Source organism: Blautia caecimuris (assembly GCF_024622975.1).
GTDB classification, from domain to species: Bacteria; Bacillota; Clostridia; order Lachnospirales; family Lachnospiraceae; genus Blautia_A; species Blautia_A caecimuris.
This window is the reverse complement of sequence record NZ_JANJZT010000016.1, coordinates 78,234-91,752: the sequence shown is the minus strand read 5'-3', so window position 1 is coordinate 91,752 and position 13,519 is coordinate 78,234. Positions and strand designations below refer to the sequence as shown.

Below are 13,519 nucleotides of genomic sequence, written 5' to 3'. Positions count from 1 at the left end.
TTCTGTGTGTAAAAGAATTTTCGAGAATCGTATGTGTCTCACTGTTTAGTTATCAAGGTTCTTTGTTTTCTGTCTCTTAGACAGCTTATTTATTTTATCACATCTTTTTTTGTTTGTCAAGAACTTTTTTCAAGTTTTTCCAAACTTTTTCGATGTTCTTTCAAGCAATTCGCTCTCTCGTTGACAGCTTGTTTACTTTACCACATCTTCAAGCGGTTGTCAACAAGTTTTTCATTTTTTTATTTTTCCTTAAATCAGGAAAAATAAAAGCCCGCTTCTTTTTTGAAGCGGACTTTAGTATAGCACCCATATCCTTCTAAGTCAAGGACTTTCTTTATGTTCTATAAAAAAAGTTGCTAAGATTCTCACTTTTCACAGCAGCTTGAGCAAACACATTCCAAATCACCTGCGATAATAGCATTTTATCCTGAACAGATTCACTTTTTCAGGTTACATTCCATAAAAAATACTCATGAACACATTTACAAAAATATCATATTCATACAGCACATTGAGAAAAGCATCCTTTTCAATAAGCGCAAGAGCCTCTTTTCCTATAGATGTACTGCATAAAATCGTCATTACAAGAAAAGCGATCCACACAAACAGTACGCCTTTAACCGCTCCTACAAGTCCTCCGGCCAGTTTGTTTGCACTTTTCAGCACAGGCAGTCCGGCAAGAAGATTTAATACCCAGGTGCCAAGACGCAGGATCACCGAGGCCAGCAGATAAGAAACAAAAAAGGACAGTCCATTTACAATCATCCTTGCCAGGGCTTCTGAAATGTATTCCCCAAATGAATCTACTGCAAGATAGGTATATACCTCCGCTGTATTATTTGATTCAAGTCCTTTCTGCAAAAGTTCCGGTAATTCCAGTCCCTCAATAAAGCCTGTCTGCTCTTCAGCTCCCGGCGATGTCAGTTCCTGTTTTTTCTGAGATTCCACAAAGCTCTGACAGCTTTCCTGTATTTTTTCATACACAGGTGTGTTTTCCATAAAAAACTCATTCACATAAGGGTTAATCGCCCATGACACTGCAAGAGCCAGAAATACAAAAAAGAAGGACACAATTTCTCTGATAAAGCCTCTCCTGAAGCCTTTATAAGCTGTCAGCAGAAGAATTCCTGCCACTACGATTCCCAACCAGGTCAATGCCCTCATCCCCCTTTAACTGAATTTGATCACATTAACCCCGCTGTCAAGCACCAGCAGATAACGATTCCAGCCAATCTTAATAAAATTGTTAATACTTCCGTCTACTGTACCGCTGTACTTTTCCACGCCTCTGCTGTTCATTACACAGATCTGGGAATCATTATAAAGCAGAATGTTTCCTCCGCTTATTTTTATAGTGGTATAGGGAATATTAAAATCCTTTGTAAACCGGAGGCTTCCATTAATGGAATATACCTTCATGGTATACTGCTTGTCTTTATTTCCGTTTTTAAACACCATGCCTATGGTGTCATCATCACAGAACGTACTTACAATTTCTTTGTCCACCTTCTCTGTAGCGCTTTCCTTTGGAATCTGCCGGCCTTTATATACGGTGAATCCGTCTTCCCGAAACGCAACAGACCGTTCTGCATCAAAATATCTGATTTCCGGAATTACAACTCCCTCATATGTATAGCCGCTTACAATTCTGTCATCTTCATTTTGTCCTACATCGCCAAAATTATAAAAGGCCACATAACTGGTTGTGTCGCTTCCGTCTATAAACTGATATGTCACCATCATAATCTCGCCGTTATCCGAAACCGCCACATCCATGGGATATCCGGGATCTTCCACATGTGTCTGGTTCTCTGCTATCAGGCTTCCATCCGAATCATAATAATTGATCCATGTGGAATCTCCTCCATCCAATATGGCTGCAACAAGGCCGTTGGACGATATCCTGGCCTTGACAATGCTGTATGAGGTTGTAACACTTCCCGCTTCTCCGTCTTTGTCAAAGATCTTCATGGATGTTCCGTCAACATCTGCGATCACTGCCCAGTCACCTCTGATATCAGCCACAGGATTCTGCATTTCATACAGACTGCTCCAGTATGCATCCATCTCACTGTTTACCAGCGCCGCTCCATCCGGACTGTATCTCAGGATTTTTCCTGACATCACTTCATACTTTGTGGAAACAATATCCTCCTGTTCACTTGTCTGAATGATATCATAAGTGCGGTAACTCCTCTTTTCTATAAAAAGTACCAGTCCCACTGCCACTGCCGCTACCACCGCTACAGTAAGAACTGTTTTTTTCATTGCTGCAATTTTATGCATGGAAAGCTGTCTTCTATATCCTTCTTCACTTCCCACATCCTGGGACAGCTTCCCATTCTGAGCCATCATTTTGGCTCTCTTTCGTTTTTTTCTCCATTTCTGAAATATATTGGACATACTAAACCTTGCCTTTCGGGTTCTCTCTCTGTTCTTTTCACTGACATATGAGAAGTCTCTCCGTTACTGCTCACTTTGTTCACGGCAACGCCTCTGCGCTCTTCTCATATGTCACATTATAGCAAACTTCTCAGGGCAATACAATTATTTGTCCGGGATAAATGGTGTCGCTTTCAGACATGTTGTTCATACGGCATATTTCAGCAACCGCTTCCATGCTTCCATATTTTTCCACACTGATCTGATACAAAGTATCACCGGGACGTATAATGTATGTTGTGCCCCCGGCCGATGTTTCCTCCGACTGTGTATTATTTTCAGTCTCTGTTACTTTTTCTGAATCCGAATTTCCGGCAGTATCCCGGGACTCACGGACTCTTCTTTCTGCCTTTCTCATGTCTGATTCTTCTCTGTAAATTGCCCGATCCTCCTCTGACAGCTCAGACTTGACATTTTCGTTGGAGGTTTCTTCATCTGTTTCAGCAGCTTCCGAAGGCACAGTTTCCTTCTCATCTTTTTTCATTTTCGCTGTATTTCTGGAGGCATTTTCTTGTATCTCATTTTTACTCTCAGAGCCCCCTTCCTGTTCCCCTTTGGTTTCCCCTGATTTTTCACCGTCCTTTACTTCTTTTTCACCCGTATCTGCTCTCTCTGTTCTGACCGATGTGACCTCCGCTTTCTCCTTTATCTCTTCCGGAAATTCCGAAGGCCCCGTCTCGATCACAGATGCAGCCATTTCCGCCTTTACATCCGCCTGCTGCAAAGACTGATAATTCTGATAAAACTTCATTCCTGCTGCCACAACAGCCAGAGCAAGACAGGCTGTAGCCGCATATGAAAAAACAGAGATCCGTTCTTCCGTTTCCTCCGTCTGTTTTTCCTCTGCGCTCTTCTTTTTTTGTATGATTCTCCGAAATGCTTTTACTGCCTCATCCGGAACCTCTTCCTGCCTGTCCGTTGTTCCTTCCGGATTTTTTTCCAGCATATACGACTGCATTTGCGGATTCTTTTCATAGTAAAGATAATATCCGTTCTGCTTTACAAGGAAACTGTTTTCGTACCGAAAAAACACCTCTTCCCGTTCCGCCGGATCCATCAGCATCAGAACCTTTTCCCCTCCGCCAAAATGTTTCAGATGCACCCGTTTCAAAAGCTCTGTGGCTTCCAGAGGTATCGATCTCTGAGAAAAGAACCATCCCACAATCTCCTGTCCCTCAAAATATTTTTCTGTTTCTTCCTGTATTTTTTTCCACATTTTTTCTGTAAACTCAATATGCTCAGCCGAAATATCCTCTGCTTCCACATCCAGAGCCCCTCTGATAAACATATAGGTGATTCCTGAAGCCCACTTTGTTTCCCCGGTCAGAACCGCCAGACATTTTTTGTCTTCTCCGTTTACATCTCCCGCCCCTGCTTCTCTTCCAAGAAAGGTGTATACATAATCTTCCATGTAAATCCGATAATCATCATTGGCCTGTCCTATCTGACGTATATTCTTTGGCACAGAAAATATACTCTCGTTGCCCTTTGCCTCCTGTTTCTCATCTTTATAGATGACTTCTATCATGATATATCACCCCTTCGGGTACAAGAATAGCATATAAAAAATGCGGATTTTAGCAGAATGTAAGATGCCTGTCTCATAATTTAACGACATATTCCGCACATGCATAATTTGTTCCACAGACGGATACAATAAATCAGGACAAACACTGCGAGGAAAATCTATGACTTTTTATATTGACGCAAATAAAACCGGAGCCGCCAGAGAAATCTCTTCTCTTCTTAAAAACTGTATCCTTCACCACAGAAAAAGCTGGAAGGAGCTTGTATTTCTGTGTATCGGCACAGACCGCCTCACCGGAGACTGCCTTGGTCCCTATGTAGGCCAGCAGCTTCTCTGCAATGCATCCGAAAAAGTTCATGTATACGGAACTCTTTCTCATCCTGTACACGCCCTGAACCTTACCAGCGCAAGCCAGGACATCTGCTTCAGCCATCCGGAAGCTCTTGTGATTGCAATCGATGCTTCTCTTGGACAAAAAAAGCACCTGGGCTACGTAACCATCGGAGACGGCGCGCTTTACCCGGGTGCTGCGGTTCAGAAAGAGCTGCCCCCTGTAGGGGACATCCATGTAACCGGAATCGTAAATACAGCCGGATTACTGGAGCAGCTTACTCTCCAGACAACCCGGCTGTCTACTGTCATTCATCTGGCTGACAAGATCACTCAGGGAATCCTGGCAATGATCCCGTCTGCCATACACGAATCATATTTTATACAAAAGCTTTGATCTGTTTATAAATGCCTTCTCCATCCAGACCGTATTTCTCAAGAAGAGCAACAGCCGGGCCGGACTCGCCGAACACATCATTGACACCGATACGCTTAACCGGAACCGGCGCTTTTTCGGACAGACATTCGCAGACTGCGCCGCCAAGTCCGCCGATCACAGAATGTTCCTCAACTGTGACCACTTTTCCGGTTTCTTTTGCTGCCGCAACGATCAGATCCTCATCAAGAGGCTTGATTGTATGGATATTGATAACCTTTGCTTCGATTCCATCTGCAGCCAGCTTTTCTGCTGCTTCCAGTGATGCTGCAACACAGAGACCGTTTGCAACGATCGTCAGATCTTTTCCCTCACGGAGAACAATACCTTTACCAAGCTCAAATTTATAGTCCGGTCTGTCATTGATCACCGGAACAGCCAGACGGCCAAAACGCATATACACCGGACCCACATGCTCATAAGCAGCCTTTACCATAGCTCTTGCCTCAATGTCGTCAGACGGAGAAGCAACAACCATTCCCGGAATACTCCTCATGAGGGCAAAATCCTCGCAGCACTGATGAGTTGCGCCGTCCTCACCTACGGAAATTCCGCCATGAGTTGCGCCGATCTTTACATTCAGTTTCGGATAACCTACAGAGTTGCGCACCTGCTCAAATGCACGTCCTGCCGCAAACATGGCAAAAGTGCTGACAAAAGGAACCTTGCCTGTAGAAGCAAGTCCAGCTCCGATACCTACCATGTTGCACTCTGCGATACCGCAGTCAATATGGCGCTCCGGAAATTCTTTTTTAAACATTGCAGTCTGGGTAGCAGCAGCAAGGTCAGCATCCAGAACAACAAGATCCTCATGTTCTTTTCCAAGTTCCACCAGAGCAGAGCCATAGCTTGCTCTTGTAGCGATTTTCTTTACATCTGACATAATGCTTCACCTGCCTTTTCCAAATCTTCCATTGCCTGAGCATACTCGTCATCGTTTGGAGCTTTTCCATGCCATCCGGCCTGGTTCTCCATGAAAGAAACACCTTTGCCCTTCACTGTTTTCATAATAATTGCAACCGGCATTCCCTTTACAGTTCTTGCCTCATCAAAAGCTGCCTTCAGCTGATCCATGTCATTTCCGTCTTCCACATTGATCACATGGAAATTAAATGCTTCAAACTTTTTGTCGATAGGGTATGGAGAACATACGTCATCTACCTTACCGTCGATCTGAAGGCCATTATTGTCAACAATCACAACAAGGTTGTCCAGATTTCTGTGGCCTGCAAACATGGCAGCCTCCCAGACCTGACCTTCCTGGATCTCGCCGTCTCCCAGAAGAGTGTATACTCTGTAAGAATCATTGCTTAATTTTGCAGAAAGAGCCATGCCCACTGCCGCAGAGATTCCCTGTCCGAGAGATCCGCTTGACATATCAACGCCCGGAATATGCTTCATATCCGGATGTCCCTGAAGATAGGAACCAAGATGACGGAGAGTTTTCAGATCTTCCTTAGGAAAATATCCTCTCTCAGCCAGTACAGAATACAGTCCCGGAGCGGTATGTCCTTTGGAAAGAACAAAACGGTCGCGGTCTGCTTTTTTTGGCTCCTTAGGGTCAATGTTCATTTCTTCAAAATACAGATATGTGAATAAATCTGCTGCAGAAAGTGATCCGCCCGGATGGCCGGCCTTTGCAGCATGGACTGCTGTAACGATGTCTTTGCGGACTTCGTTTGCAATCTTCTGAAGCTCTAATTTGTTCATGTTGGTCTGTCTCCTTTAATTTAATAACACCATACACGTTACATCATACTATATCTATCGCCTGCATTCAACAGGGAAGTTCGATTCACTAAATTCATGATTCGCTTCCGCCTGCATTCATTAAGTACTCTATTTGTCTCCAAAAACAGCTCTGTAATCTTCCTGGAATTTTACGATTCCCGCATCAGTCAGAGGATGATGAAGCATCTGCTCCAGAACTTTGTACGGAACAGTGGCGATATCAGCTCCTGCAAGCGCACATTCTGTTACATGGACAGGATGGCGCACACTCGCGCAGATGATTTCTGTATCAAGACCTGCAACCTCAAACATCTGAACGATCTGACGGATCAGCTCCAGTCCGTCTGTGGAAATATCATCCAGTCTTCCAAGGAACGGAGAAACATAGGTTGCTCCGGCTCTTGCTGCCAGAAGCGCCTGATTTGCAGTAAAGATCAGAGTTACATTTGTTTTGATGCCTTCTTTTGAAAGAACCTTAACAGCCTTCAGTCCTTCCCCTGTCATCGGAATCTTAACTACCATATTCGGGTGGATCTTTGCGATCTCCCGGCCTTCAGCGATCATTCCTTCCGCATCTGTAGTAGTTGCTTTTACTTCTCCGCTGATCGGTCCGTCTACGATAGAGGTGATCTCTTTGATAACCTCATTAAAATCTCTTCCCTCTTTTGCGATCAGAGACGGGTTTGTGGTAACGCCACAGATGATTCCCATATCATTTGCCTTGCGGATATCCTCTACATTTGCTGTGTCAATAAAAAATTTCATTCTTTTTCCCTCCTGAGTTCTGCCGTCAATTTTACTGACGGATCACGTTCTTTATGGCTTCATTATAGCAAAAACTCCCAAAGGGTCAAGACAGCTTATTTTTATTAATAAATTTTGTATTAATAATTTTAAATTTTATTAATAACTTCTGAGGATATTAACCTCTTCTGCAAAATAACTATTGCAAAAATCTCCTTTTTTCTGCTGTACCGCACAAAGCAGAAAAATAATTATTAATAATAATTTTTACCGGGATATTTATTTTTTTATTCTGGCATATGCTGTGGTTTTTCGGGCGATCAGCTTGGGGGTATACTCAATATTATACAGACTGGTAGGCTGAAGCCCTGTATAAAACTGATCGTTGGTAGTAATTTTCCGGATAATAATGTCACAGGCATCTCTGCCCTTCAATGCCACAAAATGGTCTATGGTAGTCAGAGACAGCCTTCTGATTCCGGAATAAAAAATATTGTCACAGCCAATCACAGACACATCTCTTGGTACATGGATCCTGGATTTTTCCAGAGCATCAATAGCGCCAATAGCCATCATGTCATTCTGTCCTGCAATGGCAGTAAAATATTTTTCCTCCTTCAGCAGCTCCATGGTCAGCTGGTATCCCATGGAATATTCCGAGTCCATCCTTGGAAGAGTACGATCCATAGACTCATCTGCAGCCTTGATCAGTACATGACCTTTCAGCCCTTCTCTTTCAAACTCTTTTACAAAACCGTCTATCCTTCTGGAACGCTGCCACTGCCGTCTGGTGAGAGGCGGCGTAATAAACGCAACGTCCCGATGCCCCAGATCCAGAAGATGCCGCGCCATCAGACGGCCAACCATAGTATTATCCTGATTAATGGCGTCCACAGTGGTTGTTTTTTCTTTATTGCTGATAATAACAAGAGGAACCTCCCTTGCCATTTCCTCAACCTTTTTCTGAAAATCCGGATGCGGATTACAGGTATAGATGATTCCCTGAGGCTGTATGGTGCGGATCATACGCAGATATTTTTCTTCCAGAACAGCATCTCTCTGCGTATTACAGATAAAAACACCATACCCCTTCTCATTTGCCACAGCCTCGATGCCCTGAAGCAGAAGCACATAATAAGGACTGGTCAAAGTGGGACAAAACACCACGATCAGCTTTTCTTTTTTGTTGTCTCCTGTTTTTCTCCTTCCTGGAAGCTCATAGCCCAGCTCTCTGGCAGCCTGTTCTACCCGCTCCACTGTTTCCGCTGAAAAAGACACATTATTTCTGCGGTTCAGAATCATGGAAACCGTTGCCTGAGAAACTCCTGCTCTTTCCGCCACCTGAGAAGAAGTTATTTTCTTTTTTCCCACTGTTTTTCACTCTTTCTCTGCAGGTATCCCCGGGGCTCCGGATCAGAGTTCCACTCTTCCCTCCAGAGCCCGCAGAAGCGTCACCTCATCAATATATTCCAGATCGCCGCCTACCGGAACCCCACTGGCAATCCGGCTGACTTTAATGCCCGTAGGCTTGATCAGCTTGCTGATATACATTGCCGTAGTTTCCCCTTCCAGACTTGAATTGGTGGCAATGATCACTTCCTTTACATCCTTCTGGAGTCTCTGCATCAGCTCCTTCAGACGGATATCATCCGGCCCGATGCCGAGCATGGGAGAAATCGCCCCGTGAAGCACATGGTAAACGCCGTCGTACTTTCCTGTTTTTTCGTAAGCTGCCAGATCTCTTGTATTTTCCACCACCATGATCGTTGTAGGATCTCTGCGCGGATTGCTGCAGATAGGACAAAGCTCCTGGTCAGTAAGTGTACAGCAGTTTTTGCAGTAACGGACTTTTTCCCTGGCTCCTGTAATGGAAGAGGTAAGCTGCTCCACCTGATCCTTGGGCATGTTCATAATATGAAAGGCAAGTCTCTGAGCAGACTTGGCTCCAATGCCCGGAAGATGTGAAAGCTGCTCGATCAGCTTGTTAATATGTGTGCTGTAATATTCCATCAGAAAGGAAGTCCTCCGCCCAGGCCGCCAAGACCTCCTGTAAGCTTGGACATTACAGCGCTGGATTCTTCATCCACTTTGCGCAGCGCCTCATTGGTAGCTGCCACAATAAGATCCTCCAGCATTTCAATATCATCCGGGTCCACTACTTCCTCAGAAAGCGTTACTTTTTTGATCTCGCGCTTGCCGGAAATGGTTACTTCCACGGCTCCGCCGCCTGCTGCTGCAGTAAACTCTTTTTCTTCCAGAGCCTTCTGGTTTTCTTCCATCTGGCGCTGCATTTTCTGCGCCTGCTTCATTAAATTATTCATATTTCCCGGCATTCCCATGCCTGGAAAACCTCCGCGTTTTGCCATATTTATATCCTCCTGATTTTTATTACAAAAATATCTATTACGCTTTCTACTATATTTTATTGTTCACTCTGTGTCAATATGTTTACGGCGCCCATTCCAGATCACCTCTGATGATGACATTTTGCTCTGTATGCCCCGCGCCGGCTATTCGCCGGAAAGTCCTTCCGGTTCCTCCTCAATGATCACGTCCATATGGATATTTTCCCTGATCGCCTGATCTACCGTGATTCTTGAAAGATTGGTCTGCTGATGATCCTCCGCCACCAGCATATGAAGCTCCACACTCTTTCCTGTCTGCCGCTCAATAATCTCTTTCAGCTCCCGGCAGGCATCAGAATCATCCGGATAATTTCTTCCCAGAGGAGTCTGAAACTCTACATACAGAACAGGTTCTCCTGTTTCCCCATTATACTTTGGTATGGATTTCAAAAGAGCCTGTTTAAAGGCTGCTGTGGTCTGTCCCACGATCACCTTCCAGCCTGCCACAATCTTCTGCAGATCCTCCGGAGCAGCCTTCTGGGGTTTTTTCGGTTCCGGTACAGCGCTCTGATTTACCTCTCCTGCACTGCCCGAAGCCTGCTGAACGATCACCTGCTGCACAGGAGCCTCATCCATCCTCTGCTCCAGAACACGGATGCGGTCCAGAACAGAATCCAGATTCGTTTCCATTGCAGGGCGGCAGAGCTTGATCAGCGCAATCTCCACCAGAACTCTTTTCTGCGTGGCAAAGCGTATCTGATTGGAAAGCTCTGAAAAAATACGGATATACCGCATAAGAGTGTCCACATCTGTCATTTCACTTTCTTCTTTCAGAAGCTTCAGATTCTCTGAAGACACATCAATGGCATCCTCAGGGTTCTCCGAAGTTTTTACCAGAAGAAGATTACGCATGTACCAGGTAAAATCTCCCACAAACTGGCTCAGCTCCCGCCCGCCTGTGATCAACTCCTCCAGAATATGAATGGAGCCTGTTACATCACCGGAAAGCACTTTCCTGAGAAGCTGACTGAACACCTCGGTATCCACTGCTCCCAGAACTTCCAGAACCTTATCATAAGTTAAAGTCTGTCCAAGATAAAAAGCAATACACTGGTCCAGAAGGCTGAGCGCGTCTCGCATGGAGCCGTCTCCCGCCTTTGCCACATAGCGCACTGCTTTTTCCTCCGCTTCTACGCCTTCCGCTTCCAGAAGCTCTGTCAGCCGGGCAGCAATGGTATCAATAGTAATCCTGTGAAAATCATACCGCTGACATCTGGAAAGTATGGTAATAGGAATCTTGTGGGCTTCTGTTGTGGCAAGAATAAAGATCACATAGGAAGGCGGTTCCTCAAGAGTTTTTAACAGGGCGTTAAAAGCGCCTGTGGAAAGCATGTGAACCTCGTCAATAATATAAACCTTATAATTTCCCTCTGTGGGGCGATAGGTTACTTCCTCGCGGATCTCACGGATATTATCCACACCATTGTTGGAAGCAGCATCGATCTCGATTACATTCATGGATGTTCCGGCCTGAATCGCCCTGCACATCTCACACTCATTACAGGGACTTCCGTTTACCGGATTCTGGCAGTTAACTGCCTTTGCCAGAATCTTTGCCACTGTTGTTTTTCCGGTTCCCCTTGTTCCGCAAAACAGATAGGCATGACCGATACGGTTCGCCTTGATCTGGTTTGTCAGGGTTGTCACAATATGATCCTGCCCTTTTACATCATCAAAATTATCGGGCCTGAATTTACGGTACAGGGCAGTATAGCTCATAAGTCATTCTCCTCTCCTGATGCCCCGGGGCATGAAAAGGATGCTGCAGAATACCTCAGTGCAGTCTGCAGCACCCTTTATTGTTATCCTGTATATTTACTGTGCCGGTCTGTCAGTCACCAAAACTGATTCCAATCTGTTTGGCAGCCTTTACCGTCTGATCCTTCGGCGAAACCATTTTCAGCTTTCCTGCACATTCTGCCAGCGGTACGCGCTTGATCTTGCCGTTTACCACACCGATCATCACTCCGTACTCCTCGTCCAGAATCGCCTCTGCAGCGCCGGCGCCGATCCTCGTGGAAAGAACACGGTCGTAAGGGCAGGGCTGTCCGCCTCTCTGAATATGACCCGGAACAGTTACCCGCACTTCGCTGCCGATCTCCTTAAAAATCTCGTCAGCGATCTCATAGGAAACTGACGGATACTTCTTTGCTCTGGCTTCCAGCTTTTCTTTGTATTTCTTTTTGGGAAGCTTGGCATCTTCCTTAGAAATCGCGCCTTCGGCAACTGCAAGAATCGTAAAACGTTTGCCTGCTTTATTTCTTTTCTGAATGGCCTCTGTTACTTTTTTAATATCATATGGGATCTCCGGGATCAGAATGATGTCCGCTCCGCCGGCCAGTCCTGCATGAAGAGTCAGACTTCCAACCTTATGCCCCATGATCTCCACAATAAACACCCGTCCATGAGAGGTTGCTGTTGTGTGGATACAGTCAATGGCATTGGTTGCGATCTCTACCGCGCTCTGGAATCCAAAGGTCATGTCTGTGCCAAAAATATCATTATCAATGGTCTTTGGAAGATGAATAATATTCAGTCCTTCTTCTCTCAGAAGATTTGCTGTTTTCTGGGTTCCGTTGCCTCCCAGAATTACCAGACAGTCAAGGCACAGCTTATAATAAGTCTGCTTCATTGCCTCTACCTTGTCCAGGCCCTTTTCATCCGGGACTCTCATCAGTTTAAAAGGCTGGCGTGAGGTTCCCAGAATCGTTCCTCCCTGTGTCAGGATTCCTGAAAAGTCCTTTGCGGTCAGCATTCGGTATTTACCGTAGATCAGCCCTTTATATCCATCATCAAATCCATAAACTTCCAGCTCATCCACGGCATTGGACAACGCCTTTACAACACCCCTCATTGTGGCATTCAATGCCTGGCAGTCTCCGCCGCTTGTCAGCAATCCAATTCTTTTAATCATAATAGACACACCCCGCTTCGTATAGTATTCAATATCTGCCTGCTGTTTCTCATGTCCGTCAGACAGTCATATAATCAGCTGCTGTTCACAGTCTTTCTCAGAATAATGCCGTGTGAACAGTAACTTTTCACTTCTTTACTATTATATAATATCCGGGCCCCACTTGACAAGACTCCAAAAATCGTCTATACTTAAATTCCGCGCAGCCGGGGAGTTAGCGGTGCCCTGTACCTGCAATCCGCTACAGCAGGGGTGATGCCAATCTGAGGCTTGTATTTTGCAGAGCTGCCCTTTATAAGCGGCGCTGACGTCCGGGTCTCACGCAACAGGAATCCGTGAACCGTGTCAGGGCAGGAATGCAGCAGCACTAAGCGGACGCTCTTGTGTGCCGTGAGGGTGCCTGGGCCGAGCTGGCTGTAAAGGTAACGTCTGTGAGTACATTTCGAGGTGCGGCGCGCGTAAAAAAATGAATATTTTAAGGAGTTCCATGCAGATTGCAGGAACTCCTTTTTTTGTGTTTGCCAGTTTCCCATTTACCGGCAGATGTCTGCCACCACTTTATTGATCAGCTTTCCGTCAGCCTTTCCTTTCAGATCACCCATCACAGCCTTCATGATCTGGCCTTTGTTTTTTGTTGCAAGAACTTCTGCAAATTTATCCTCCAGATACCCGCGGATTTCTTCCTCGCTCATCTGCTGAGGCGCATATTTTGCAATGACGTCATATCTTGCCTGATATTCTGATCTGAGGTCTTCTCTGTTCTCCGGACAGGTATCCAGCTGCTCTTTTACTGTTTTCAGTTCCTTAAGGATTACGCGGTCTACCAGTTCTTCCGGAATATCATCCCGGCATCCCTCGTCGATTGCCACCTTTTTTGCCGCCGCAATCAGGGAAGAAACCGCTTCTTTTGTCACCTTATCTTTTGCTTTCATAGCTGCTACCATGTCTTTTCTTAAAGTTTCTAACTGCATTGCAAATTCCTCCTTAAA

13 protein-coding genes and 1 other RNA gene are annotated in these 13,519 nt (G+C 45.3%); 2 read left to right on the top strand and 12 right to left on the bottom strand.

The annotated features are described in order from the left end of the window. Window positions 1-450: 450 nt before the first annotated feature. From NSA57_RS11335 to NSA57_RS11325, 3 genes are all read right to left on the bottom strand, one after another. Window positions 451-1,155, bottom strand: coding sequence for a CvpA family protein (locus NSA57_RS11335; RefSeq protein WP_330671333.1), 705 nt, complete (start codon window positions 1,153-1,155; stop codon window positions 451-453). Window positions 1,156-1,170: 15 nt separating this feature from the next. After that, window positions 1,171-2,355 (bottom strand): DUF5711 family protein, encoded by a 1,185-nt coding sequence (locus NSA57_RS11330; protein WP_243873724.1) that lies wholly within the window; start codon window positions 2,353-2,355, stop codon window positions 1,171-1,173. 178 nt (window positions 2,356-2,533) lie between these two features. Continuing rightward, window positions 2,534-3,970: a LysM peptidoglycan-binding domain-containing protein gene (locus NSA57_RS11325; RefSeq protein ID WP_257464885.1), complete on the bottom strand. Its 1,437-nt coding sequence runs from the start codon at window positions 3,968-3,970 to the stop codon at window positions 2,534-2,536. Between the two features lie 160 nt (window positions 3,971-4,130). Between NSA57_RS11325 and yyaC the strand changes: the two genes are divergently transcribed. Next, complete coding sequence (yyaC, locus tag NSA57_RS11320; protein ID WP_257464884.1) at window positions 4,131-4,697, top strand: spore protease YyaC; 567 nt, start codon at window positions 4,131-4,133, stop codon at window positions 4,695-4,697. Here the strand turns inward: yyaC and NSA57_RS11315 are convergent. The 8 genes from NSA57_RS11315 to NSA57_RS11280 all read right to left on the bottom strand — a co-directional run bounded on the left by NSA57_RS11315 (window position 4,681) and on the right by NSA57_RS11280 (window position 12,530). Beyond that, window positions 4,681-5,619, bottom strand: a complete 939-nt coding sequence (locus NSA57_RS11315) for a transketolase family protein (RefSeq protein ID WP_147599871.1) — start codon at window positions 5,617-5,619, stop codon at window positions 4,681-4,683. The two genes, yyaC and NSA57_RS11315, sit on opposite strands and share 17 nt — an antisense overlap. Further along, window positions 5,607-6,446 (bottom strand): transketolase, encoded by an 840-nt coding sequence (locus tag NSA57_RS11310; protein ID WP_147599870.1) that lies wholly within the window; start codon window positions 6,444-6,446, stop codon window positions 5,607-5,609. Before NSA57_RS11310 ends, NSA57_RS11315 begins: the two co-directional genes overlap by 13 nt. 129 nt (window positions 6,447-6,575) lie before the next feature. Beyond that, window positions 6,576-7,232: a fructose-6-phosphate aldolase gene (gene fsa, locus NSA57_RS11305; protein ID WP_022066904.1), complete on the bottom strand. Its 657-nt coding sequence runs from the start codon at window positions 7,230-7,232 to the stop codon at window positions 6,576-6,578. Between the two features lie 258 nt (window positions 7,233-7,490). After that, complete coding sequence (locus NSA57_RS11300) at window positions 7,491-8,582, bottom strand: LacI family DNA-binding transcriptional regulator (protein WP_257464883.1); 1,092 nt, start codon at window positions 8,580-8,582, stop codon at window positions 7,491-7,493. A 42-nt stretch (window positions 8,583-8,624) separates the two neighbouring features. Continuing rightward, window positions 8,625-9,221 carry a recombination mediator RecR gene (gene recR / locus NSA57_RS11295; RefSeq protein WP_022066902.1) on the bottom strand — a complete coding sequence of 199 codons (597 nt, stop codon included), beginning with the start codon at window positions 9,219-9,221 and terminating at the stop codon, window positions 8,625-8,627. Continuing rightward, the gene (locus tag NSA57_RS11290) at window positions 9,221-9,577 is read right to left on the bottom strand and encodes a YbaB/EbfC family nucleoid-associated protein (protein ID WP_022066901.1); all 357 of its coding nucleotides are present in this window, start codon (window positions 9,575-9,577) and stop codon (window positions 9,221-9,223) included. The genes recR and NSA57_RS11290 overlap by 1 nt, the downstream gene beginning before the upstream one ends. A 144-nt stretch (window positions 9,578-9,721) precedes the next feature. Further along, the gene (gene dnaX, locus NSA57_RS11285) at window positions 9,722-11,335 is read right to left on the bottom strand and encodes a DNA polymerase III subunit gamma/tau (RefSeq protein ID WP_147599868.1); all 1,614 of its coding nucleotides are present in this window, start codon (window positions 11,333-11,335) and stop codon (window positions 9,722-9,724) included. 112 nt (window positions 11,336-11,447) lie between these two features. Next, entirely contained in the window at window positions 11,448-12,530 is a 1,083-nt protein-coding gene (locus NSA57_RS11280; RefSeq protein ID WP_257464882.1) for a 6-phosphofructokinase, read from the bottom strand. Window positions 12,531-12,728: 198 nt separating this feature from the next. Between NSA57_RS11280 and ffs the strand changes: the two genes are divergently transcribed. Further along, window positions 12,729-12,990, top strand: an RNA gene (gene ffs, locus NSA57_RS11275) — signal recognition particle sRNA large type. 73 nt (window positions 12,991-13,063) lie between these two features. Here the strand turns inward: ffs and NSA57_RS11270 are convergent. Further along, window positions 13,064-13,501 carry a GatB/YqeY domain-containing protein gene (locus NSA57_RS11270; RefSeq protein ID WP_022066898.1) on the bottom strand — a complete coding sequence of 146 codons (438 nt, stop codon included), beginning with the start codon at window positions 13,499-13,501 and terminating at the stop codon, window positions 13,064-13,066. Window positions 13,502-13,519: the final 18 nt, after the last annotated feature.

What these genes read in the sequence shown, in the direction of transcription:
- NSA57_RS11315 (WP_147599871.1), bottom strand. Translation starts at nt 5,619, where the DNA reads ATGTCAGATGTAAAGAAAATCGCTACAAGAGCAAGCTATGGCTCTGCT.
- NSA57_RS11280 (WP_257464882.1), bottom strand. Translation starts at nt 12,530, where the DNA reads ATGATTAAAAGAATTGGATTGCTGACAAGCGGCGGAGACTGCCAGGCA.
- NSA57_RS11330 (WP_243873724.1), bottom strand. Translation starts at nt 2,355, where the DNA reads ATGATGGCTCAGAATGGGAAGCTGTCCCAGGATGTGGGAAGTGAAGAA.
- NSA57_RS11325 (WP_257464885.1), bottom strand. Translation starts at nt 3,970, where the DNA reads ATGATAGAAGTCATCTATAAAGATGAGAAACAGGAGGCAAAGGGCAAC.
- recR (WP_022066902.1), bottom strand. Translation starts at nt 9,221, where the DNA reads ATGGAATATTACAGCACACATATTAACAAGCTGATCGAGCAGCTTTCA.
- NSA57_RS11290 (WP_022066901.1), bottom strand. Translation starts at nt 9,577, where the DNA reads ATGGCAAAACGCGGAGGTTTTCCAGGCATGGGAATGCCGGGAAATATG.
- fsa (WP_022066904.1), bottom strand. Translation starts at nt 7,232, where the DNA reads ATGAAATTTTTTATTGACACAGCAAATGTAGAGGATATCCGCAAGGCA.
- NSA57_RS11270 (WP_022066898.1), bottom strand. Translation starts at nt 13,501, where the DNA reads ATGCAGTTAGAAACTTTAAGAAAAGACATGGTAGCAGCTATGAAAGCA.
- dnaX (WP_147599868.1), bottom strand. Translation starts at nt 11,335, where the DNA reads ATGAGCTATACTGCCCTGTACCGTAAATTCAGGCCCGATAATTTTGAT.
- yyaC (WP_257464884.1), top strand. Translation starts at nt 4,131, where the DNA reads ATGACTTTTTATATTGACGCAAATAAAACCGGAGCCGCCAGAGAAATC.
- NSA57_RS11310 (WP_147599870.1), bottom strand. Translation starts at nt 6,446, where the DNA reads ATGAACAAATTAGAGCTTCAGAAGATTGCAAACGAAGTCCGCAAAGAC.